We start from the raw sequence: 22025 nt of genomic DNA, 5'->3' as shown, positions 1-22025 counted from the left end.
CGAGGAGGCGTCAAAAATGGATTATCGCTATTTGCCAGTCACTGGTGAAGATAAAGAAGAAATGCTCAAAACAATTGGCGTGGATGCCATCGATGAATTATTTGAAGATGTGCCGGAAAATATTCGCTTTGCCGGAGAAATGGATCTGCCAAAGGCTCTTGGGGAAACGGACCTTCTAAAGGAAATGAAACGCCTTAGTGACAGGAACGCTAACGTGCAGGACTGTGTATCCTATCTCGGAGCAGGGGTGTACGAGCATTATATACCAACGGTCGTCGACCATGTGCTACGGCGTTCAGAATTTTATACGGCGTATACTCCGTACCAGCCTGAAATTTCGCAGGGCGAGCTGCAGGCAATATTTGAATTTCAAACGATGATCAGTGAACTTACGGGAATGGATATCGCTAATTCGTCAATGTATGACGGGCCAACAGCGCTTGCTGAAGCAGCGCTGATGGCTGCGAGTGAGAACAGAGGGAAACGGCGGACCATTGTAGTATCAGAAACCATCCATCCCGAAGCGCTCGATGTATTGAAAACCTATGCGGCAGGCCCCGGCCTTACAGTGAAAATTGTTCCTGAAAAAGATGGCCGCACGGATCTGGATAAGCTTGAAAAGACGATCGATGCTGATACCGCAGGAGTAATCGTACAATACCCGAACTTCTACGGAACCATTGAAGATTTAGCGGCTGTAAGACAGGCAGCCGACAAAGAAAATTCTTTAATGATTGTTTCTGCTAATCCTCTGTCCCTGGGCATACTGACGCCCCCTGGGCACTTTGGGGCGGATATTGTTGCGGGAGACGCCCAGCCGCTTGGCATCCCGATGCAGTTTGGCGGACCGCACTGTGGTTTTTTCGCGACTACCAAAAAACACATTCGAAAAGTTCCCGGACGGCTTGTCGGGCAGACTGAAGATGAAGACGGAAGCCGCGGCTACGTACTGACCCTCCAGGCAAGAGAGCAGCACATCCGCCGGGATAAAGCGACCTCCAACATTTGCTCGAACCAGGCTTTGAATGCGTTGGCGGCTTCTGTAGCGATGACAGCTCTCGGTAAAAAAGGTTTGAGGGAAACAGCAGAACGAAATATTAAAGGTACTCACTTTTTAAAGCAGCTGCTAAAGCAAAAAGGAATACAGGTGGTCCACGAATCACCGTCGTTTAATGAATTTGTCATCAATCTCAGCCGGCCGGCATCGGAGGTAAATGAACAATTATTTCAGCATGGAATCATTGGCGGTTATGATTTAGGGGAGGTTTCAGCGGATAAAAAAGGCCAGATGCTCGTATGTGTGACCGAACTTCGGACAAGAGAACAGCTTGAAACCTTTGCCGACCAATTGGAGGTGCTTGTACATGAAACAGCCTAACCAGCCATTAATTTTTGAACAGAGCAAATCAGGCCGGGTAGCGTATTCGCTTCCCGAAACAAATATTCCTGAGCAAAGCCTAAGTGACATTTTGCCGGAGGCTAGTATCCGCAACGAAGAACCGGCGCTCCCGGAAGTGTCCGAGCTCCAGTTAGTACGCCACTATACGGCCCTGTCGAACCGGAACTACGGGGTGGATTCTGGTTTTTATCCTCTCGGCTCCTGCACAATGAAATACAATCCGAAGATCAATGAAGAAACTGCCCGCATGGCTGGATTTGCCGCGACGCATCCGTATCAGCCGGAGACTCAGGTGCAGGGGAATCTCGAAATGATGCACGACCTGCAGCAGGCCCTGGCTGAAATAACCGGCATGGACGAAGTCACTCTGCAGCCGGCAGCCGGCGCCCAGGGAGAGTGGACCGGCCTGATGCTGATACGGGCGCTTCACGAAGCAAACGGTGAAACGGAACGCACCGAAGTGATCGTCCCCGACTCTGCGCACGGAACGAACCCTGCTTCAGCAACAGTGGCAGGATTTGATCATGTGACGGTCCGGACGGACGCCCGGGGCCTGGTGGATCTTGAGCATCTAAAAGAAGTTACGGGCGAAAGAACGGCTGCCCTTATGCTCACGAATCCAAACACGCTTGGGCTGTTTGAAGAAGACATTATGGAAATAGCGGATACGATTCACCGGGCTGGCGGGCGTTTATATTACGACGGAGCCAACTCCAATGCTATCATGGGCATCACAAGGCCCGGAGATATGGGCTTTGACGTTGTACACTTAAATCTCCATAAAACATTCACCGGCCCACATGGAGGCGGCGGTCCCGGCAGCGGTCCGGTGGGCGTAAAAAAAGAGCTGATCCCTTATCTGCCCGGGCCGGTACTCACGAAAGAAAATGATAAGTACTACTGGGACAAAGACCGTCCGCATTCCATCGGCCGCGTAAAGCCGTATTACGGGAACTTTGGCATTAACGTACGTGCTTATACCTATATCCGGACGATGGGTGCAGAGGGACTCAAAAAAGTTTCGGAATATGCAGTGCTGAACGCCAATTATTTAATGAGACGGCTCGAGCCGTATTTTGACCTTCCGTATGGCCGTCACTGCAAGCACGAATTTGTTATATCAGGAAGGCGCCAGAAACAGCTTGGAGTACGAACGCTTGATATAGCTAAACGACTGCTGGATTACGGCTATCATCCGCCAACGATTTATTTTCCGATTAATGTCGAAGAGTGCATGATGGTTGAACCGACCGAAACCGAGGCCAAAGAAACGCTTGATGCCTTCGCAGATGCCATGATTGAAATTGCCAGGGAGGCAGAGGAGAGCCCGGAAATGGTACAGGAAGCGCCTCATACTACCGTAGTCGGAAGACTGGATGAGACGCTGGCAGCACGAAAACCGGTACTGACGTATAATACTGAAACCTCGCTCAAATCCATGAAATAACGATAAAAGGAAAATTAAACACAAAAAGGGAAGAGCAGCGCCTGCTCGTCCCTTTAATTATGCGCTTTTTTTCTTTTTACTGATTTTGCCTGTCCAGCGCTTAAATCCGCCTTTCAGGTGGTAAATATCCCGGTTTCCCTTATGCTTTTTGATCAGCTTTGCGGCTTGCTTTGAACGCATGCCAGACTGGCAGTATAAATAAACAGGCTGGTCTTCCCGGATTTCAACCATCCGCTGCTTCATTTGCGAAACGGGAATATTCCGGGCCCCGAGAATGTGGCCGCCATCGTATTCTTTCGGCTCACGCACATCGATAAGCTGGGCTTTACGATAGCCTTTGATAAAATCTTCCTGTGGTAATGCAGTTAAGTCCTTCGGTCCGACAAACCGGCGTACAATCAGAAAAACTAATACTGCAATGAGCACTACCCATAACCATTCAAATATCATATATATTATTTCACCTCTTTCCAGGTCGATTGCAAATTAATTATAACGCATAACCCCGTTGCTTTGCCAGATTTCTAATTAATGGGCGGTCATTTTTATATATGGAACGCAGTGATCTCTGCTACAATGGAAGTGGAAAAATTGAGAAAGAGAGATGAACGTTAATGGCAAAAGATACTTGGCTTTTTATAGATTCAGGCAACCGGTCGCCGGCCTATAATATGGCTCTCGACGAAAAACTGCTGCAGTGGCACAGTGAAGGGCAAATTCCGCCGGTGATAAGGTTTTACGGATGGAATCCGCCGACGCTGTCAGTCGGTTACTTTCAGAAGGCAAAAAAGGATATTGATATGGAGGCAGTGGAAAAGCACGGTGTAGGTTTTGTGCGCCGGCCGACGGGAGGCCGGGCGGTTCTGCACGATCAGGAGCTGACCTACAGCATTATTGTTTCAGAAGATCATCCGGAAATGCCGGAAACGGTGACCGAGGCCTACCGGGTACTCTCGGAAGGAATTTTGCAGGGGTTTTTAAAGCTTGGCCTGGATGCTTATTTTTCCGTGCCGAAAACGAAGGAGGAGGAAGACTCGTTAAAGAATCCCCGTTCGGCTAACTGTTTTGACGCCTCGTCATGGTATGAGCTGGTCGTAGAGGACCGGAAAATTGCCGGAAGTGCCCAGACAAGACAGCGCGGGGTCATCCTGCAGCACGGATCAATTATTCTGGACCTGGATGAGGACAAGTTATTTGATTTGTTTAAGTATCCGAGTGAGCGCGTTCGGGAAAGAATGCAGCAGGCTTTTAAAAATAAAGCCGTCGCGATCAACGAGCTTACAGACAAACCATTCACGCTGGAAGATCTGAGGAGTGCTTTTAAAGAAGGATTTGCCGACGGTCTGCATGCCGACCTTGAAGAGTATCAGCTAACTGCGGATCAGGAGAAAGAAGTAGAGGCGCTGGCAGCAGAACGATACGAGACCGATGAGTGGAATTTCAGGCGCTGATGTTCTCCCTCAATTAAAAAACAAACGACCGCCCCCGGGGCGGTCGTTTATATAAGGGATGTTGCGGCCAATTAGTTGTAGGTAACAAGCGGCTGGGTGTCCCCGGATTCGAACAGCTCGACTTCGCGGCGGAATTCTCCAAGAAGCTCCTTCGTTACTGGATCGTTTCCGTACTCGGCTTGAAATGAGCCTTTAATAGAACGGACGGGCACGATCTCAATCGAAGTGCTCGTCATAAACATTTCGTCAGCCTGTATGGCTTCGTCGATAGTAAACGGGCGTTGTTCGACGGGAATATTCAACTGCTTTGCCAGCTGAAGGACGTAGCGCTTAGTAATACCTTCAAGAATATAGTTGCTCTGCGGATGAGTGATGACCGTTTCGTCTTTAACGATAAAGGCATTGGTAGAGGAGCCCTCCGTAATAACCTCTCCGCGGTGCTGAAGCGCCTCCGCACAGTCGTGATCTTCCGCGGCCCGTTTGGCAAGCACGTTTCCGAGCAGGTTAATGGTTTTAATGTCACAGCGAAGCCAGCGGATGTCTTCTGTGGCGTACACATTTATGCCGTCAGCCTGTTTAGCAAATGGCACTTCGGAAGCTTTCGTAAAGCCGGTTAACACCGGGGCTGTTCCGCGCTGGTACAAGTGATCCCGGGCCTGAATACCGCGGGTCAGCTGAAAATAGACATATCCCGTAGTAAGTCCGTTTTTCTCAATCAGACGGCGAAGAAGCGACTTCATCGTGTCAGGGGAGTAGGGGACTGTCAAATCGAGTTTAGAAGCGCTGTCCTGAAACCGTTCGAGATGCCCTTCCTGGAGAAACAATTTTCCGTTGTACACCCGGATCACTTCATAAATGCCGTCGCCAAAATAATAACCGCGATCGTCAAAGGAAATAGCGGCTTCCTCTTTTGGAATAATGGATTCGTTATACATCACATAGCTCATGAATGCTGCCTCCTTCAATACTTTATATTGTACAAGAATGCAGTGTTGAACAAAAGAAAAGCTCTTCAAATGCGAGGAAATTAATTATCGAACAAAAAAATTTCCTGAGGGCAAATTAGAAATAAGGGTTAATTATAAGAAAAAGAAGGTTTGTTTTTTAGAAATAGTTTCGTTAAAATAAAGAAAGCCAATTTTTTTGTGTAACAGTTTTTATCATATTTATTGGAGGGTCCCGATGCCGACTCCTAGTATGGAAGATTATTTAGAGCGGATTTATCAATTGATCGAATCAAAAGGGTATGCAAGGGTATCAGATATTGCAGAAACGCTGGAAGTACATCCTTCCTCTGTAACAAAAATGGTTCAGAAGCTCGATAAAATGGAATATCTGATTTACGAACGGTACCGGGGGCTTGTGTTGACTTCAAAAGGAAATAAAATAGGTAAACGACTGGTTTACAGGCATGAGCTGCTCGAAAAGTTTTTACATATTATCGGGGTGGAAGAGGACAAAATATATGCAGATGTAGAAGGAATTGAACACCATCTCAGCTGGGATGCCATCGACCGTATTGGAGACGTTCTGCAGTATTTTGAAGACGACAGCGAGCGGGTACAGGCACTGAGGGACATCCAGCGCTCGTATGAATAAAAAAAGACCGGGCGTTTGTCACGCCCGGTCTTTTTTTCGGTTTTTGTTTCCCTGAATCACTTTCAGGTTTGCCTCGTTACGCCGTTTACTGGAACTTTTAGCCGATTTTTTCTTCTGCTGCTTCTGGGCTTGTTTAAAATTTTTCGCCTGATTTCCTTTTGCAGATCCGGGACGACCGGAGGCAGCATTAGAGCCAGCTTGGTATTGGTTCATCATCGCGCGCTTCATGATGACTCTTGTGAAAAGGAAATATAAACCAACAGCGATAGCTGCACCAATAACAAGGTAGAGAAGCAGACCGAGCGGATCTGTTACGAGCCGGTAACCCACCCCTAAAATGGCAAGTCCCAGCACAACAGTAGCAATAGGGTTTTTTAGCGCTTGCTGCATGGAACACACCTCTCATTTCGTAAAAATTTTTTGCGTTACCAGCGGCCAGAGGTAGTTATATAAAAAGCTGAGTGCATAATACATGTAATAGTATATATGAGTAATGCCCAGGTGTTCTTCTATTCTTTGTACAGATTAATAAGAAGATTTATTTCCATACCCGCTGAGTAATGCTGTAAAACAATGCGGAGAAATGACAACGATTCTGCAGAGGCCTAAAGCGTGGGGTGGATAAAAGCGTTAATTGAATTAATACTTAAATTTTACAATAAAGATATGGAAAGCGCTACTTTTAAACATTCTCTCACTGTATTAATACCATTCCCATAATCTAATGAGAATACACGTGATATATAGAAGAAGCCCACCTCTTTCTCGAAGTCTGTTTCCTTACCGCGCGTTGTGTTACGATAAACAAGGAAGCAAAGTTAATCCAAAAAGAGGTGTCGGTAATGCATGAGATCACAGCACGTATCCGGGAAGAGCTTGAGCACAAAAAACTTGATGCGCTTGTTATACAAAGCCCCTATAATCGACGCTATGTAAGTGGTTTTACCGGTTCGGCCGGTACGCTGATTATTACAAAAAAATCGGCTCACCTAATTACAGATTTTCGTTACGTAGAGCAGGCTAACGATGAAGCGCTCGATTTCGATGTTATCGAACAGAAGGGCTCAGCCTGGGATACGGTCGAAGAAATTGCCCAAAGCGAGGACGTAAGCTCTGTTGGGTTTGAAAAGCAGCATGTAACCTATGCGCAGTTTGAAGATATGAGAGAAAAACTAAGCGGATCGCTTTCCCCGGTTTCAGGAATCGTAGAAAAGCAGCGTGCCTACAAATCAAAGGAGGAAGTCGAAAAACTGCAGACAGCGGTCAATATCGCTGAAGATGCGTTTGAACATATCAAATCGATCATTGCACCGAATATGACCGAGCTTGATGTAAGTAACGAACTGGAGTTTTATATGAGAAAAAACGGTGCAGCGGGCTCTTCCTTTGATATTATCGTTGCTTCCGGATGGAGAGGAGCCCTTCCCCATGGTATCGCTTCCGATAAGGTGATAGAGGACGGGGAGCTTGTGACACTTGATTTTGGGGCCTACGTGGACGGGTACTGCTCGGATATCACGAGAACGCTCGCTGTCGGTGAACCAAATGATGATATGAAAAAAATATACCAGACGGTTTACGAAGCCCAGATGAAAGCTGTAGAGCAGGTGGGGCCGGGCATGACCGGGAAAGAAGCAGATGCCATTGCAAGAGATCACATTAATAAAGAAGGGTTCGGTGAACGCTTCGGCCACAGTCTCGGCCACGGCCTTGGGATGGAAGTGCACGAACAGCCCGGCGTTTCTCCGAAAAGCGATGTAGAGCTCGAACCGGGCATGGTAATTACTATTGAACCGGGGATATACGTGCCGGAGCTTGGAGGAGTTCGTATAGAAGACGACGTTCTTATCACCGAAACCGGCAGCCGGAAGCTTAGCTACTCTGCAAAAGAGCTCACGATCGTCGGCAATTAACCGGGATTGCATATAAAAAACCGGGCAGCTGTGATATAGTAATAATCGATCAATTGAAGAGTGGAGGAACGTTTATGGTTTCAGTTAACGATTTTAAAACAGGGCTCACCATTGAAACAGACGGCGATATTTGGACAGTTGTCGAATTCCAGCACGTAAAGCCTGGAAAAGGGGCTGCATTTGTCCGCTCTAAGCTTCGCAGTCTGCGTACGGGCAACATTCAGGAAAAAACTTTTCGCGCTGGTGAAAAAGTAAATAATGCACATATTGAACGCCGGAAAATGCAATACTTGTACGCTAGCGGCGATGTGCATACATTTATGGACATGGAAACGTTTGATCAAATGGAGTTGACGAGCGAGCAGTTGAAGTATGAATTAAACTTTCTAAAAGAAAACATGGAAGTGTCTATTACCAGCTACGGTACAGAAACGCTTGGTGTTGAAGTGCCTAATACGGTAGAGCTCGAAGTTAAAGAAACAGACCCGAGCATTAAAGGAAACACCCAGTCCGGAGGATCCAAACCGGCAGTGGTAGAGACCGGATACCGTCTACAGGTCCCTATTTTCATTGAAGAAGGCGAGCGGATCGTTGTCGATACAAGAACCGGCGCATACGCCTCCCGTGCCTAAAAACAAACGGCCTGCCATTGGGGAGGCCGTTTTTTCTTGAACAATACACGCAGGCGGCTGTGGACCGGTGAAATTGCAGAAACACCGTGATATAATGGAATGGAATTTTGAGCGGTAATACGGAAAGAGAGGCTATTATATGGAATGGAATGATTTAACGGAAGGCGCAAAAGCGGTGCTTGAACAGACCCGCAACATGAAAAGCGACCAAATACAGATCGTGGAATTTGAAATAGGCTTTGAACATGAGTACGGAGAACCTGGCCATGAATATACAGTGTCCATTCAGGAAGAAGACTATCAAAGCATTAAACAATTCGCTGAAGAAAACGAGTATGGAGAAAAATATCATATGGCCCGCAACAAAGATATTGTCAAATTGATTCTACTTGAAAAGGGAAAGATCCCTGATAATCTTTCTGAATACCCTGTATTCCGCCAGTATAAATACGAGTACGTCCAAAAGCAAAAAGAAGCGGAAGAAAAAGAAAGAGCAGAAGCAGAGGCGGAGCAGGACGAATAAAATCATGCTGCATAGAAAGCGGGGAGCGCTGTGAGCGAATACACGCTGCTTACGATAGATGAAGAAAAAGAAAGTCTGGGAAATATTGAGATCGCCCGGGATGTGATTGAAGTAGTGGCAAGCATTGCCGCACTTGAAGTCGAGGGGGTATACGGTCTGCAGGGCAGCATCGCAGATGATGTAGCAGAGCGTTTCGGCCGGAAATCATATGGCAAAGGCGTGAAGGTAGAATTTACTGAACACGGTGCAGTGGTGACAATCAGCATGTTGCTTCACTACGGAAGCTCTTTGCCGGTCACAGCTAAGCAGGTCCAGGAAAATATTCAGCAGACCGTACGGGGGATGACTGATATTCACATCGATGCGGTGAATGTACACATTATCGGCCTGCAGTTCCCTGAAGAAGAGCAGCCGTTACAGGAACAGGAAAAATGACCAGGGAGGGCTGTCCCGCCACCGCTTTTCGGGGGAGCCGTCCTTCTTTCATTTACGAATACGGCTCCGGGTACATAGGAGAAAAGGAGAACACGAAATGAATCGACGTTTAGCCAGGCTTCGGTCCGTACAGGCACTGTACCAGATGGATATTACAGATGTTGACGCAGACCAGGCAATAAAAAATTCCATGCTCGAGGATGAAGAAGCAGATGAGTTTCTGATTTCTGCGGTGCATGGTGTATGGGAACACCTTGTAGAAATTGATGAACGGCTTGTAGATCAGCTTGAACACTGGACTCTTGAACGGGTTGGGAACGTGGATCGTGCTATTTTAAGAGAATGCGTCCATGAGATGCTATATGTGCCTGATATTCCGTTGCATGTCAGCGTCAATGAAGCTATTGAGCTGGCCAAAGCATTTGGCGGTATAGAGGCAGGGAAATTTGTCAACGGCGTGTTGTCGAATATTTTAAGTGATTGTGAACGTGAAGGGAGAGAGAGTGAATGAGTGCCCAGCTGATCAGCGGCAAAGAAGTAGCAGCTTCTTTGCGTGAAGAAATCAAGAAGGAAGTCGCTTCCTGGAATAATGGAGAGCAAATACCGGGACTCGCCGTAGTTTTAGTAGGAGATAATCCGGCTTCGAGGTCGTATGTTAAAGGAAAGCAGAAGGCGTCTAAAGAAGTCGGCATCCATTCAGAGTTAAAAGAACTGCCGGAATCCGTTACTGAAGAGGAATTGCTCCAGATTGTAAGAGAATATAATGACAATGAAGAAATTCACGGTATTCTTGTGCAGCTCCCGCTTCCGGATCATATTTCAGATAAGAAAGTAATTGAAACCATTTCGCCGGACAAAGACGTAGATGGATTTCATCCTATCAATATTGGACGAATGATGACCGGCCAGGAGGCTTTTCTTCCATGTACGCCGTACGGCATTATTAAAATGCTCGAATACGTCGGCGCCCCGATTGAGGGTAAACATGCTGTCGTTCTCGGACGCAGCAATATCGTTGGAAAGCCAATGGGACAGCTTTTGCTGAATAAAAACGCTACGGTCACCTATTGTCACTCGCGTACAAAAGACCTGGAGTCATATATGCAGTCGGCGGATATTTTGATTGCAGCGATCGGCAAACAGGAATTCGTAAAAAAGAAAGATGTTAAACCGGGAGCTGTCGTTATAGACGTTGGCATGAACCGCAAGGATGATGGAAAGCTGTGCGGAGATGTTGATTTTGAAGAAGTGAGCGAGAAGGCTTCATATCTCACACCGGTGCCGGGAGGAGTCGGGCCGATGACGATTACGATGCTTCTTTACAATACGCTGCAGTCTGCAAAACGATTCCACCGGCAGGGGGCTTAAAGATATGCAGTCGCCTGCGGATAAATGGCTTTCCGTTTCCCAGCTGACAGGTGCCATCAAGCGTTCTATCGAACAGAACCCGGGGCTTCAGAAGGTATGGCTCCGCGGAGAAATTTCGAATTTTAAAAAGCACAGTAGAGGTCATATGTATTTCACCCTAAAGGACGAACAGGCGAGAATATCAGCAGTCATGTTTGCCGGAAAAAACAAAAACCTTTCGTTCCTGCCGGAAAACGGAATGAAGGTTCTGGTGACAGGAAGCGTGTCCGTATATGAGCCTTTTGGGCAGTACCAAATGTATGTAAACGCGATGGAACCGGATGGCATCGGGCAGCTGTATGTGCGGTTTGAACAGCTGAAAAAGCAGCTCGAAGCAGAAGGGTTATTTGCAGCGGATCAAAAACGTATGCTTCCGGCTGTTCCAAGACATATAGTTGTTATAACGTCGCCAACCGGGGCAGCCATACGGGACATCATTTCTACCCTTAAGCGTCGTTTCCCGCCAGTAAAAATTACGTTATTCCCTGTGCTGGTGCAGGGGGAGCAGGCTCCGGAATCAGTCACCCGGGCTTTGGAAAGAGTGGAAAAAATGAGTAGTGCGGATTTAGTCATCGTCGGGCGCGGAGGCGGTTCTATTGAGGATCTCTGGGCGTTTAATGAAGAGATGGTGGCACGGGCTATCCGGAATGTAAATGTACCAGTTATTTCTGCTGTGGGCCACGAAACAGACGTCACCATCGCCGATTTTACAGCCGATGTACGGGCAGCTACACCGACTGCTGCTGCGGAAATAGCTGTGCCAATGGTCAGCGAGCTTGAAGAGAAAATTCGCCAGATGCAAAACCGCCTGCACCGGCAGATGCATTATAAAGTTCAGGAGCAGCGGACCCGGCTTGCCAAGCTCCGGCGTTCGTACGCGTTTAAATATCCGGCGCGCTTATTCGAACAAAAGGAACAGGACCTTGACCGGGTGATGGAGCGGCTAGAAAAGCAGACGTTCCAGACAGTGAAAACAAGCAGGCAGAAGCTTGAAGAAATGGAAAAACGGCTTATGCGCCAGCATCCTGAGCGTTTAATTGAACTTGAACGCGAGAGAATGCACGAAAAGCGGGCCCGGCTGCAAAAGGCGATGAACCAGCAGGTGGAGCGAAAAAAGGCGACTTTTACAAAGTCGCTGCAGGCAATTGAACTGCTGAATCCACTCGCCATTCTGCAACGCGGGTATAATGTTGCTTACGATGAAAATGATAAGGTGCTGTCTTCGATTGCCCAGGCAGACGAAGGAAGCAGCTTGAGAATGTATGTGACAGATGGCTACCTACAATGTGAAATTAAAGAAAAAGGGGAAGACGGCTTTGAGGCGCTTTCCCATCCGGAAAAGGAGCGGTAATTTTGGCAGAACAGGAACAAACATTTGAACAGGCGATGGAAAAGCTTGAGCAGATCGTGGAACGGCTTGAGGAAGGCGAAGTACCTTTAGAAAAAGCAATTACGATGTATCAGGAAGGCATGACGCTTTCCAATACGTGCCATGAAAAGCTGCAAAAGGTCGAAAAACAAATGGATGAAATCGTGGATGAAAACGGCGAGGTAACACCGCTTGAAAATGAGGCCCCGGACGAATGAGTGTCGACCTCCAGCATTTTTTTGAAACCTACCGGCCGTCTGTCGACCAAGCTTTGACTGACCGGGTGAGTACGTTAAAAACACCAGATACACTAAAAGCAGCAATGCTGTATTCTCTCGAAGCAGGGGGGAAGCGTGTGCGGCCGCTGCTGGCACTGGCCGTACTGCAATGCTACCGCCCGGTGGAAGAAGAAGACCTCCCGGCAGCCTCTGCCGTGGAATTGATTCATACGTATTCACTTGTTCATGATGATCTTCCGTCGATGGATGATGACGACTGGCGCCGCGGCCAGCCGACGAATCATAGGAAGTTTGGAGAAGCAACTGCCATTTTAGCTGGAGACGCGCTGCAGACGACAGCATTTACTTGGGTTGCTGAGGCGGGGCGTCCAGCCTCAGCTGAAGCCCGTCTTCAGCTGGTTCAGGAACTGGCTGGGGCCTCCGGAGGCGAAGGCATGGTTGGCGGCCAAATGGCCGACCTGGAAGGTGAAAAGCAGGCGTTGAATCTAAAAGAGCTCGAATACATTCACCATCATAAAACAGGGGCCCTGCTGACATACGCAGTCGTTTCCGGTTCATTAATAGCGGAAGCCCCGAACACAGACGTGGAAAACTGGCGTGCTTTTGGACGGGAGCTTGGTCTCGTTTTTCAGATTAAGGACGATATTCTGGATGTGGAAGGCTCTCTCGAAGAAATGGGGAAATCCTCCGGTAGCGATGAATCGAAAGAAAAAAGTACGTACCCTAAGCTCCTCACGCTCGAAGGGGCAAAAGAAAAACTTACCTATCATATCGAAGAGGCCGAAAAATTGCTTGGGCTGATGACAGTAGATACTTCTCTTTTAGTCTCCTTTCTGCATTATATTGGGCAGCGAAACCACTAAAAAAAGAGCGGATTAGTTTTCATGACAGTCAAACCGTGCTAAAATAAGGCTGAAAAGTTGAATGGTGCAGTATCCTAGTCGGTTCTCCATTTTCGAAGGCGGGCCTAAAAATCCGCTGAAGGGCACATCGATGAAGTTCCTGGCGTCGGCTTGCGGCGCCCAGCCCTGGGTCGGTGCTGGGAGTTAAGGCGTAAGGGCGATCCACAATGGCATGTGGGCGTGAACCCTTTCGCCGTGGAGGCTGCAGTAATGTATCCGGGTCATCCCGGAAGACGGATACCGTCCCGGATGCATCCTGCGGTAAGACCTGTTGTAAAGGCCAAGGGAAGACCTTTCAACAGCGTAGCCTGCCTTGAGTGGAACAGCGGGGAAGTTGTTCTATTGGTATCATACCGGTCGGCCAACTGGTATGGGACCCAACAACTGAAACCTGTTCTGCAAAAGAGGATAAGAAAGTGGCACGGAACTGCCGAGGAAAACTCCTAGGCTGTTTGACGCACGTCCAGAGTGGATTGCAGTGTGGTCTAAGTGGTAATTCAGTCGAACTGCCGGTGACGGCGTTCACCAGGCATTAAAGGGAAACCACCAATTCGGCGACGAATTGGCTGCCTGGTGGGAAACCCTACTGGACCTAAGCCACAAGGTTTACGCTCCGGGCGACCATTCAACTTTATACATAAGCAGTTGAAGAAGCGCTGACAGGCGCTTTTTTCTTTTACGGAAGGCTCGCACAGGGAGAAAAGCGTAAATATGAACCATTTAGGGTATAAACAACCAGGCCATAACACAAAATGATATTAAAAGAACGAAATGTACGTTATGATAAAAACAAAGAATTTGGTGATAAGTAAAGATGAACAATTTATGGAGAAAATCGCTCCGATGGAGCACGTTAATTGGATTTGTCACCCTGATACTCGCAGCTATCTTTTCAGTAGTTTCAACGGCAGTACTGTCAGGAGTCGGCTGGGCGATCGGCATGATCGTCGTGCTGATTATCGTATTTACCGGGGTTGTCTTTGACGTGATCGGCGTGGCCGCTACAGCGGCAAAGCCGAGGCCGTTTAATGCAATGGCTGCTAAAAAAGTTCCCGGTGCATCCCACAGTGTGTTTATTCAGCGGAATGCCGACAGGGTTGCAAACTTCTGTGCCGACGTAATTGGTGATATCAGCGGAGTTGTAAGTGGTACAGCCAGCTCGGCAGTTGTTGTACAGCTTGGTATGACCATTGGAACAAATAACAGCTCCAATGGCCAGCTGATCCTCAGTACTGTGTTTACAGCTATCGTGGCAGCGCTCACAGTCAGCGGAAAAGCACTTGGAAAAACATTTGCGATTACGTATGCGAACAATATCGTTTTTCAGGTCGGAAGAATCTTGTATTTTATTGAAAATAAGCTGAAAATTAAGCTGATTCCAAAGAAAAGAAGATGGAAATCATCAACAGAAAAACATAGCAGGTAGGGGGATTTAAATGAACCTGGAAACCATCCAAGACCCTGGATTCATGAAGCAGTACAACGATAAAGAACTAAAAGCCCTGGGTGAAGATATACGTGCCTTTCTAATTGAAAAATTATCCGTCACTGGCGGCCACCTCGGCCCGAATCTCGGAGTAGTGGAATTAACACTCACTCTGCACCAGCTGTATGATACGCCCAAAGATAAACTTATCTGGGACGTCGGCCACCAGTCATACGTACACAAAATTTTGACGGGGCGGGCGGACCGCTTTGATTCGCTGCGTCAGTATCAGGGGCTGTGCGGCTTTCCCAAACGCTCCGAAAGTGAACATGACGTATGGGAGACTGGCCACAGCTCAACATCGTTGTCTGCAGCCGAAGGAATGGCGCTTGCGAATCAGCTGAAAGGCGGGGATTCCAAAGTAGCAGCCATTATCGGTGACGGGGCTCTTACCGGTGGCATGGCTCTTGAAGCGCTGAACCATATTGGCCATGAGCAAACTGATCTCACGATTATTCTGAACGATAACGAAATGTCGATTTCGCCGAACGTAGGAGCACTTCACAGTATGCTCGGCCGCATTCGTACCGCTGGCACTTACCGCAGAACGAAAGAAGACGTAGATCATATGCTGCGCAGAATTCCTGCTTTCGGTTCGAAGCTTGCTTCCTATGCCGATCGGATGAAAGACAGCATGAAGCAGATGGTGCTCTCCGGTATGTTTTTCGAAGAGCTTGGTTTTACGTACCTCGGGCCTGTGGATGGTCACGACCTCGACGACCTGCATGCCAACATTAAATACGCGAGAGATACCAACGGGCCGGTGATAGTACACGTATTGTCCAAAAAAGGTAAAGGCTACACGCCGGCAGAAAATGATGCTAAAGGCACCTGGCATGGGCTCGGGCCATATAAAATAGAGTCTGGTGAAGTAATTAAAAAGCCGGCAGCAGCCCCAGCGTACAGTGCCGTATTCAGCAATACCCTGCAAAAAATAGCAGAGATGGACCCGCGGCTTGTTGCCGTAACAGCTGCTATGTCCGGCGGCACGAAACTCGATACGTTTGCAGAAAAATTTCCGGACCGCATGTTTGACGTAGGCATTGCCGAGCAGCATGCCACAACAATGTCCGGCGCGCTTGCCACGCAGGGAATGAAGCCGGTATTTGGTGTGTATTCCACGTTCCTTCAGCGGGGCTACGACCAGCTTGTGCATGATGTGTGCCGCCAGAACCTGAATGTGCTGTTTGGGATCGACCGTGCAGGTTTAGTCGGTGCGGACGGGGAAACTCACCAGGGAGTGTTTGACATTGCTTACCTGCGGCATCTGCCGAATATGAAAATTCTGATGCCTAAGGATGAGAATGAACTGCAGCATATGCTGTATTCGGCCTTTCATAACGACGACGGCCCGACAGCTGTCCGGTACCCGCGCGGTAATGGTCTCGGAGTGGAAATGGACGAAGAGTTTCAACTCATTCCTTACGGCAAGTGGGAAATCGTCCGGGAAGGGACAGACTGTACGATCCTCTCGTTTGGAACGATGCTTCCGATCGTAGAGGAGGCAGCGGCCGTCTTGAGCGAGCGCGGCACAAGTGTGCGTATTGTTAATGCCCGTTCCGCGAAACCGCTTGATGATGAAATGCTCGAAGAATTGGCTGAAGAAGGCAAGCCGGTGCTGACAGTAGAAGAAGCAGCACTAAAGGGAAGCTTTGGAAGCGCAGTGCTTGAATATATGGCAGACCATGAGCATGACTCGCTGCCGGTCCGCCGGATGGGGATTGCCGACTACTACGTGGAACACGGCAGCGTGCCGGAGCTTTATGAAGAATTAGGGCTCACTTCCGAGAAGGTAGTGGAAAAGGTGATGGCGATGACCAGCAAAGAAAGAACAAATATCCGGGGATGAATAAAGAACGAATTGATACGCTGATAGTACAGAAGGGTCTGTTTGATTCCCGGGAAAAAGCCAAAAGGGCAATCATGGCAGGCCTTGTACTGGCAGATGATGAAGTAGTGGATAAACCCGGGACAAAAATTAGTGATGAAGCAGTTTTACGCTTGAAGGGAAAGCAGATGCCCTACGTGAGCCGGGGAGGCTTAAAGCTCGAAAAAGCCATTCACTCGTTTCAGCTGGATCTGCAGGATGCCGTCGTACTCGATGTCGGAGCTTCAACCGGAGGCTTTACCGACTGTGCACTGCAAAACGGGGCTTCACTGGTGTATGCCCTGGATGTCGGCTACAATCAGCTCGCCTGGAAGCTGCGCCAGGACCCGCGGGTAGAGGTGATGGAACGGGTGAACTTTCGGCATCTTGAGAAAAGCCAGCTGGCACGTGGCGTGCCCGGAATACTGATCGCTGATGTGTCTTTTATTTCGCTGGAAAAGCTTTTTCCTGTGATGCCACAGGTACTCGCAAAGCATGCCGGTTTTTGCGTGCTGGTCAAGCCGCAGTTTGAAGCAGGCCGTGATAAAGTCGGAAAAAAAGGTATTGTCAGGGACCCGGCAGTTCATAGGGAGGTGCTCAAGAAAATACTTCAGTCGGCAGAAGACACCGGCCTAATGCCGGAAGCGCTTGACTTCTCCCCCATAACCGGGGGAGATGGCAACATAGAATATTTGCTCTATGGTTCTGTATCAAGCAGTGAACATCCGCTGCCTGGAGAAGAGCGTATAGCTGCTGTAGTCCGGGAAGCACATGACTCCTTTAAGAAAAAACTTGAACCTTCGTAGACGCCGATCTTTTTCGGCGTTTTTTTCTATTCAGGCCATAACATCAAAAGAATTCCTAAAACGGAGCGTGCTATTTACTCATAAACTTGTATAATTATAATGAAATAGTTATGATGAAAGTAGTTTTGCACGGGAGGTTTCGGGATGAATAAGGGACAAAGGCACATAAAGATCAGAGAATTAATTTCAAATACAGATATAGAAACACAGGACGATTTAGTAGCGAGACTCCGGGGAGATGGCTACAACGTAACTCAGGCGACGGTATCACGGGATATTAAGGAGCTTCATTTAGTGAAGGTGCCGATGATTGACGGCAGATATAAGTACAGCCTGCCTGCCGATCAGCGTTTTAATCCAATGCAAAAACTGAAAAGAGCGCTCGTGGACAGCTTTGTCGGCATCGATCATTCTGAAAATTTAATTGTTATGAAAACACTGCCGGGAAACGCCAATGCAGTAGGTGCTCTCATTGATAACCTGGACTGGGAAAACATTATGGGAACCATTTGCGGAGACGACACGATACTTATTATATGCAAGCAGAAAGAAAATTCCCCGGAAATTGTCAACCGGTTTTTAGAAATGCTTTAATGCTAATTGGAAATGGGGTACAGAAATGCTTGAAGAAATTTCCATCAAGAATTTTGCCATTATCGAGGAGTTAACCGTTTCATTTGAAAATGGATTAACGGTATTAAGCGGTGAAACAGGAGCCGGGAAATCTATCATCATTGATGCGATCGGCCTGCTTATCGGTGGAAGGGGTTCGGCTGAATATGTACGCCACGGAGAGAAACGGGCGGAAATGGAAGGGCTGTTCCGCCTGGAGGATAACCACCCCGCAGTTGAAAAATTAGAAGCCGCAGGCATTGAGATTGAAGACGACATGGTCGTATTGCGCAGGGACATCACTCATCAGGGCAAGAGCATCTGCCGGATTAACGGCAAACTGGTTACCCTTGCGGTATTGAGAGAAACCGGCCACAGTCTCGTAGATATCCACGGGCAGCATGAACACCAGGATTTAATGCACGCGGAGCGTCACCAGCAGATGCTTGACCGCTTCGGGAAAACAGAGCTGGAAGAAGCCCTCGAAGATTATCAAAAACGCTATCATCGCTTCGATCAGCTGCAGGCAAAATTGAAGCAGTTGAAAGAAAGTGATCAGGAAACCGCAAACCGGTTGGATTTTATTCAATATCAGCTCCAGGAAATTGAAGCTGCCGGCCTGCAGCCAGGAGAAGACGAAGATTTGGAAAAAGAACGCCATATTCTCGCCAACAGCGAAAAGCTTTTCGAGGCGATTCGCGTCGCATATGACCACCTGTATGGTGAAGGAAAAGCACTCGACTGGGCCGGCATGGCAGTATCGAGCGTAGAAGAAGCCGCAGAAATCGATACGGATCTGGGGGGCCTTTCCGAATCGGTCAGCTCGGCCTACTACATGATGGAAGAAGCGACGTTTACACTCCGGGATAAGGCTGATTCCATGGCGTTTAATCCGGAGAGGTTAAATGAGGTGGAAAACCGGCTTGATGAGTTGAATAAGCTGAAACGAAAATATGGCGATTCGGTTGAGGATATTTTAGTTTATGCCTCAAAGATTGAAGAAGAAATCGATTCGCTTGCCAATAAAGAAGAACGTATCGCTGAGTACGAACAGGCTCTTTCCCAGGCGGCAGATGAGCTGATTGCCGAAGCGAAAACATTAACCGATCTGCGGAGGCAGGCAGGGCACGCCCTCGCAGGCAGCGTGCAGCAGGAGCTTCAGGCCCTGTATATGGAAAAAGCTACAATGGAAGTGCAGATATCGCCTCTCAGCCGGGGAAAGTCCTATCAAACGGAGGAGGGGGAGACGTGGGTGTTTAATGAAAAGGGAGCCGACAAGATTGAATTTCTTATTTCCGCCAATGCCGGTGAACCATTGAAACCGCTCGCAAAGGTAGCTTCCGGCGGGGAAATTTCCAGGATCATGCTGGCACTGAAAACTATTCTATCCGGCTTCCAGCACGTTACCTCCCTGATTTTTGACGAGGTGGACACTGGGGTCAGCGGCCGGGTGGCCCAGGCGATTGCAGAAAAAATCCATTTAGTGTCCAGAGGCTCTCAAGTACTATGCATCACCCATCTCCCACAGGTGGCTGCGATGGCAGACAGTCATTTGTATATTCAAAAAGAAGAAAAAGCAGAACGAGTCCAAACAATTGTGACTCCGTTAACCGCTGATTATAAGATCGATGAAATTGCCCGGATGATCTCTGGAGTTGAGGTGACAGCCTTAACGAGAGAAAACGCCACTGAGCTGCTGCAGATGGCAGAGAAGGCGAAAAGCAATGTGTAACCCCAAAAGAATATGTCCACTTGAGAAAGACAACTATCAAAGTTGTCTTTTTCTATGCGACACGCTATGGTAAAATAATGTTGAGAGAGAAAGAGAGTGGCAGAAGGGCGGGGGAAAATGATACGGGTCGCGGTAGCTGATGATAATAAAGAGCTTGTTGAGGTATTGATCGAACATATAGAAGAGCAGGAAGACATGGAGATAGCAGGTACGGCCCACAATGGAGAAGAAGCCCTTGAGGTAGTAGAACAGGAGCAGCCGGAAGTGCTGCTTTTAGATATCATTATGCCGCACCGGGACGGCCTGTCTGTATTAACGGCCTTAAAGAATAAACATAACATTAACACGAAAATTATTATGTTAACTGCATTTGGCCATGAGGATGTAACAAAAAAAGCAGTGGAGTATGGAGCCGCTTATTACGTTTTAAAGCCTTTCGATATGGAGGCGCTGATGGCAAACATCCGGGACGTGCACAGGGAAAGCTTAAATTCACAAGTGTTAACCGGTACGATCCCAGTAAAAATAGCCGCCCAGCAGTCCATGGAAGAGCGGATAAAAGATATTATTCAATATGTTGGCATTCCTTCGCACATAAAAGGCTACGTGTATATGCAGGAAGCAGTGAAGCTCGTGATGGAAGACATGCACATGATTAATGCAGTAACCAAGCAGCTGTATCCTGAAATCGCCCGAAAGTTTCAGACGACACCAAGCCGTGTTGAACGGGCGTTAAGACATGCCATTGTTGTAGCGTGGGACCGTGGCCATACGCATGCTATTTCTGATTTATTTGGATGGAGCCAGGACAGCGCTCTGCCGTATAAACCGTCAAATAGTGAATTTATCGCAGTGGTATCTGATCGTCTGCGCACAGAGCAGATATAAATATGAGTTTATACAAAAGGAGCATGCAAAATGGAATTGTTTAAACGCATGGAGATGCACGACTATGAGCAGGTAGTAGTCTGCCAGGACCGGAACTCAGGATTAAAAGCAATTATTGCCATACATGATACGACACTCGGGCCAGCCCTGGGTGGAACGAGAATGTGGACGTATGATAACGAGGAAGCAGCGTTTGAAGATGTGCTGCGCCTCGCTAAGGGCATGACCTACAAAAATGCAGCGGCCGGGCTGAATCTTGGCGGGGGAAAAGCCGTAATTATGGGAGACGCCCGTACGGATAAAAACGAAGAAATGTTTCGTGCATTCGGCCGCTATATTGAAGGCCTTGCCGGCCGCTACATTACGGCAGAGGATGTGGGAACAACAGAGCACGATATGGATATTATCCACGAAGAAACGAACTTTGTGACCGGTATTTCCCTGTCTGCAGCTTCTGGTTCGAGCGGAAATCCTTCGCCAGTTACTGCCCGTGGTGTATATCAGGGGATGAAAGCAGCGGCAAAGGAAGCTTTTGGTACTGATGAGCTTTCTGGTAAAACAATTGCGGTCCAGGGCGTCGGCCACGTATCGTTTGAAATGTGCCGGTTTCTTCATGAAGAAGGAGCTTCTTTAATTGTCACGGACATCCGGGAAGCTTCGGTGGAGCGAGCCGTTCAAGCCTACGGAGCAAAAGCGGTGGCCCCGGGGGACATTTACGATGTAGCGTGTGATATTTTCAGTCCGTGTGCTTTAGGTGGTGGACTGAACGACCGTACTATTCCACGCATGCAGGCCAAAGTTGTAGCGGGTGCTGCCAATAACCAACTGCAGACAGAAGAAGATGGCAATCGTTTAGAAGAGCAGGGGATCGTTTACGCACCGGATTATATTATAAATGCAGGAGGCGTAATTAACATTGCTGACGAACTGTATGGGTACGACCGGGAACGGGCCCTGAAAAAAGTCGATGGCATCTATGATAACATTGCCCGGGTGTTTGAAATTGCGAAACGTGACGGCATTCCATCATATCAGGCGGCAAACCGTTTGGCTGAAGAACGAATCGAATCCGTCAATCGCTCAAGAAAACAGTTTCTCCCTCACTCCCGGCATATTTTAACGAATCGGTAAAGCAGCCTGAGCGCTGCTTTTTTTAATGTCAGCCCGGTATCTGTCTTAGGGACGGCCCTTGGAATATGCTATAATAATCCCCGAACGGTAAAACTTCTCTTCACCAGATCTATTTTCGTGCTATGATGAAACGGAAAAATCCATTAAAATAAAATAGAGATGAACGAATAAAATCCTGGGTGAAAGC

23 protein-coding genes are annotated in these 22025 nt (G+C 48.0%); 20 read left to right on the top strand and 3 right to left on the bottom strand.

Features of this window, described 5'->3' with window-relative positions; all coding sequences use genetic code 11:
* Positions 1 to 16 precede the first annotated feature (16 nt).
* Positions 17 to 1378, top strand: a complete 1362-nt coding sequence (gcvPA, locus tag ACTTK6_RS03810; protein WP_462832741.1) for an aminomethyl-transferring glycine dehydrogenase subunit GcvPA — start codon at positions 17 to 19, stop codon at positions 1376 to 1378.
* Entirely contained in the window at positions 1365 to 2846 is a 1482-nt protein-coding gene (gene gcvPB / locus ACTTK6_RS03805) for an aminomethyl-transferring glycine dehydrogenase subunit GcvPB (protein ID WP_462832740.1), read from the top strand. The genes gcvPA and gcvPB overlap by 14 nt, the downstream gene beginning before the upstream one ends.
* A gap of 57 nt (positions 2847 to 2903) precedes the next feature.
* Here the strand turns inward: gcvPB and ACTTK6_RS03800 are convergent, their stop codons facing one another.
* A complete protein-coding gene (locus ACTTK6_RS03800) occupies positions 2904 to 3296 on the bottom strand; it encodes a rhodanese-like domain-containing protein (RefSeq protein WP_022793593.1) in 393 nt (130 codons plus the stop codon).
* Positions 3297 to 3460: 164 nt separating this feature from the next.
* Between ACTTK6_RS03800 and ACTTK6_RS03795 the strand changes: the two genes are divergently transcribed.
* The gene (locus ACTTK6_RS03795; protein WP_079476789.1) at positions 3461 to 4297 is read left to right on the top strand and encodes a lipoate--protein ligase family protein; all 837 of its coding nucleotides are present in this window, start codon (positions 3461 to 3463) and stop codon (positions 4295 to 4297) included.
* Positions 4298 to 4368: 71 nt separating this feature from the next.
* Here the strand turns inward: ACTTK6_RS03795 and dat are convergent, their stop codons facing one another.
* Positions 4369 to 5244: a D-amino-acid transaminase gene (gene dat / locus ACTTK6_RS03790; RefSeq protein ID WP_079476788.1), complete on the bottom strand. Its 876-nt coding sequence runs from the start codon at positions 5242 to 5244 to the stop codon at positions 4369 to 4371.
* Positions 5245 to 5479: 235 nt separating this feature from the next.
* On the opposite strand from dat, the gene mntR reads away from it, so the two are divergent.
* Positions 5480 to 5896 (top strand): transcriptional regulator MntR, encoded by a 417-nt coding sequence (gene mntR, locus ACTTK6_RS03785; RefSeq protein ID WP_079476787.1) that lies wholly within the window; start codon positions 5480 to 5482, stop codon positions 5894 to 5896.
* Between the two features lie 18 nt (positions 5897 to 5914).
* Here the strand turns inward: mntR and ACTTK6_RS03780 are convergent, their stop codons facing one another.
* Positions 5915 to 6286 carry a hypothetical protein gene (locus ACTTK6_RS03780; protein ID WP_079476786.1) on the bottom strand — a complete coding sequence of 124 codons (372 nt, stop codon included), beginning with the start codon at positions 6284 to 6286 and terminating at the stop codon, positions 5915 to 5917.
* 452 nt (positions 6287 to 6738) lie between these two features.
* Here ACTTK6_RS03780 and ACTTK6_RS03775 point away from each other — a divergent pair, with 452 nt between their 5' ends.
* The 16 genes from ACTTK6_RS03775 (at position 6739) to ACTTK6_RS03700 (ending at position 21838) form a co-directional block, all read left to right on the top strand.
* Positions 6739 to 7809 (top strand): M24 family metallopeptidase, encoded by a 1071-nt coding sequence (locus ACTTK6_RS03775; protein WP_079476785.1) that lies wholly within the window; start codon positions 6739 to 6741, stop codon positions 7807 to 7809.
* 74 nt (positions 7810 to 7883) lie between these two features.
* Positions 7884 to 8441: an elongation factor P gene (gene efp / locus ACTTK6_RS03770; protein WP_079476784.1), complete on the top strand. Its 558-nt coding sequence runs from the start codon at positions 7884 to 7886 to the stop codon at positions 8439 to 8441.
* A 139-nt stretch (positions 8442 to 8580) separates the two neighbouring features.
* Positions 8581 to 8964: a hypothetical protein gene (locus ACTTK6_RS03765; RefSeq protein WP_079476783.1), complete on the top strand. Its 384-nt coding sequence runs from the start codon at positions 8581 to 8583 to the stop codon at positions 8962 to 8964.
* A gap of 30 nt (positions 8965 to 8994) precedes the next feature.
* On the top strand, positions 8995 to 9399 hold the full coding sequence (locus ACTTK6_RS03760) for an Asp23/Gls24 family envelope stress response protein (protein ID WP_462832738.1): 405 nt from the start codon (positions 8995 to 8997) through the stop codon (positions 9397 to 9399).
* Between the two features lie 97 nt (positions 9400 to 9496).
* On the top strand, positions 9497 to 9910 hold the full coding sequence (gene nusB / locus ACTTK6_RS03755; RefSeq protein ID WP_462832736.1) for a transcription antitermination factor NusB: 414 nt from the start codon (positions 9497 to 9499) through the stop codon (positions 9908 to 9910).
* Entirely contained in the window at positions 9907 to 10767 is an 861-nt protein-coding gene (folD, locus tag ACTTK6_RS03750) for a bifunctional methylenetetrahydrofolate dehydrogenase/methenyltetrahydrofolate cyclohydrolase FolD (protein WP_462832735.1), read from the top strand. Before nusB ends, folD begins: the two co-directional genes overlap by 4 nt.
* A 4-nt stretch (positions 10768 to 10771) precedes the next feature.
* A complete protein-coding gene (gene xseA, locus ACTTK6_RS03745) occupies positions 10772 to 12157 on the top strand; it encodes an exodeoxyribonuclease VII large subunit (protein WP_462832733.1) in 1386 nt (461 codons plus the stop codon).
* 2 nt (positions 12158 to 12159) lie between these two features.
* The gene (gene xseB / locus ACTTK6_RS03740) at positions 12160 to 12393 is read left to right on the top strand and encodes an exodeoxyribonuclease VII small subunit (protein WP_261763971.1); all 234 of its coding nucleotides are present in this window, start codon (positions 12160 to 12162) and stop codon (positions 12391 to 12393) included.
* Entirely contained in the window at positions 12390 to 13277 is an 888-nt protein-coding gene (locus ACTTK6_RS03735) for a polyprenyl synthetase family protein (protein ID WP_094907929.1), read from the top strand. Before xseB ends, ACTTK6_RS03735 begins: the two co-directional genes overlap by 4 nt.
* An 853-nt stretch (positions 13278 to 14130) precedes the next feature.
* The gene (locus tag ACTTK6_RS03730) at positions 14131 to 14742 is read left to right on the top strand and encodes a hypothetical protein (protein WP_462832732.1); all 612 of its coding nucleotides are present in this window, start codon (positions 14131 to 14133) and stop codon (positions 14740 to 14742) included.
* Between the two features lie 10 nt (positions 14743 to 14752).
* Entirely contained in the window at positions 14753 to 16651 is a 1899-nt protein-coding gene (dxs, locus tag ACTTK6_RS03725; protein ID WP_079476776.1) for a 1-deoxy-D-xylulose-5-phosphate synthase, read from the top strand.
* Positions 16648 to 17475, top strand: a complete 828-nt coding sequence (locus ACTTK6_RS03720; protein ID WP_079476775.1) for a TlyA family RNA methyltransferase — start codon at positions 16648 to 16650, stop codon at positions 17473 to 17475. The genes dxs and ACTTK6_RS03720 overlap by 4 nt, the downstream gene beginning before the upstream one ends.
* Before the next feature lie 144 nt (positions 17476 to 17619).
* Positions 17620 to 18069, top strand: a complete 450-nt coding sequence (gene ahrC, locus ACTTK6_RS03715) for a transcriptional regulator AhrC/ArgR (RefSeq protein ID WP_079476774.1) — start codon at positions 17620 to 17622, stop codon at positions 18067 to 18069.
* Positions 18070 to 18094: 25 nt separating this feature from the next.
* Positions 18095 to 19819 carry a DNA repair protein RecN gene (gene recN, locus ACTTK6_RS03710; RefSeq protein ID WP_462832730.1) on the top strand — a complete coding sequence of 575 codons (1725 nt, stop codon included), beginning with the start codon at positions 18095 to 18097 and terminating at the stop codon, positions 19817 to 19819.
* Positions 19820 to 19936: 117 nt separating this feature from the next.
* Positions 19937 to 20707, top strand: a complete 771-nt coding sequence (gene spo0A / locus ACTTK6_RS03705; RefSeq protein ID WP_079476772.1) for a sporulation transcription factor Spo0A — start codon at positions 19937 to 19939, stop codon at positions 20705 to 20707.
* 30 nt (positions 20708 to 20737) lie between these two features.
* A complete protein-coding gene (locus ACTTK6_RS03700) occupies positions 20738 to 21838 on the top strand; it encodes a Leu/Phe/Val dehydrogenase (RefSeq protein ID WP_462832729.1) in 1101 nt (366 codons plus the stop codon).
* The last annotated feature ends 187 nt before the right edge of the window (positions 21839 to 22025 follow it).

The organism is Marinococcus salis (genome assembly GCF_054971365.1).
Note: the sequence above shows the minus strand (reverse complement) of the source record. Positions and strands in the feature narration are given on the sequence as shown.

Coding starts and splice junctions, on each gene's coding strand:
- dxs (WP_079476776.1), top strand. CDS start 14,753: ATGAACCTGGAAACCATCCAAGACCCTGGATTCATGAAGCAGTACAAC.
- ahrC (WP_079476774.1), top strand. CDS start 17,620: ATGAATAAGGGACAAAGGCACATAAAGATCAGAGAATTAATTTCAAAT.
- spo0A (WP_079476772.1), top strand. CDS start 19,937: ATGATACGGGTCGCGGTAGCTGATGATAATAAAGAGCTTGTTGAGGTA.
- dat (WP_079476788.1), bottom strand. CDS start 5,244: ATGAGCTATGTGATGTATAACGAATCCATTATTCCAAAAGAGGAAGCC.
- gcvPA (WP_462832741.1), top strand. CDS start 17: ATGGATTATCGCTATTTGCCAGTCACTGGTGAAGATAAAGAAGAAATG.
- ACTTK6_RS03720 (WP_079476775.1), top strand. CDS start 16,648: ATGAATAAAGAACGAATTGATACGCTGATAGTACAGAAGGGTCTGTTT.
- efp (WP_079476784.1), top strand. CDS start 7,884: ATGGTTTCAGTTAACGATTTTAAAACAGGGCTCACCATTGAAACAGAC.
- folD (WP_462832735.1), top strand. CDS start 9,907: ATGAGTGCCCAGCTGATCAGCGGCAAAGAAGTAGCAGCTTCTTTGCGT.
- ACTTK6_RS03735 (WP_094907929.1), top strand. CDS start 12,390: ATGAGTGTCGACCTCCAGCATTTTTTTGAAACCTACCGGCCGTCTGTC.
- ACTTK6_RS03765 (WP_079476783.1), top strand. CDS start 8,581: ATGGAATGGAATGATTTAACGGAAGGCGCAAAAGCGGTGCTTGAACAG.
- xseA (WP_462832733.1), top strand. CDS start 10,772: ATGCAGTCGCCTGCGGATAAATGGCTTTCCGTTTCCCAGCTGACAGGT.
- nusB (WP_462832736.1), top strand. CDS start 9,497: ATGAATCGACGTTTAGCCAGGCTTCGGTCCGTACAGGCACTGTACCAG.
- ACTTK6_RS03700 (WP_462832729.1), top strand. CDS start 20,738: ATGGAATTGTTTAAACGCATGGAGATGCACGACTATGAGCAGGTAGTA.
- ACTTK6_RS03775 (WP_079476785.1), top strand. CDS start 6,739: ATGCATGAGATCACAGCACGTATCCGGGAAGAGCTTGAGCACAAAAAA.
- mntR (WP_079476787.1), top strand. CDS start 5,480: ATGCCGACTCCTAGTATGGAAGATTATTTAGAGCGGATTTATCAATTG.
- recN (WP_462832730.1), top strand. CDS start 18,095: ATGCTTGAAGAAATTTCCATCAAGAATTTTGCCATTATCGAGGAGTTA.
- ACTTK6_RS03730 (WP_462832732.1), top strand. CDS start 14,131: ATGAACAATTTATGGAGAAAATCGCTCCGATGGAGCACGTTAATTGGA.
- ACTTK6_RS03780 (WP_079476786.1), bottom strand. CDS start 6,286: ATGCAGCAAGCGCTAAAAAACCCTATTGCTACTGTTGTGCTGGGACTT.
- ACTTK6_RS03800 (WP_022793593.1), bottom strand. CDS start 3,296: ATGATATTTGAATGGTTATGGGTAGTGCTCATTGCAGTATTAGTTTTT.
- ACTTK6_RS03795 (WP_079476789.1), top strand. CDS start 3,461: ATGGCAAAAGATACTTGGCTTTTTATAGATTCAGGCAACCGGTCGCCG.
- gcvPB (WP_462832740.1), top strand. CDS start 1,365: ATGAAACAGCCTAACCAGCCATTAATTTTTGAACAGAGCAAATCAGGC.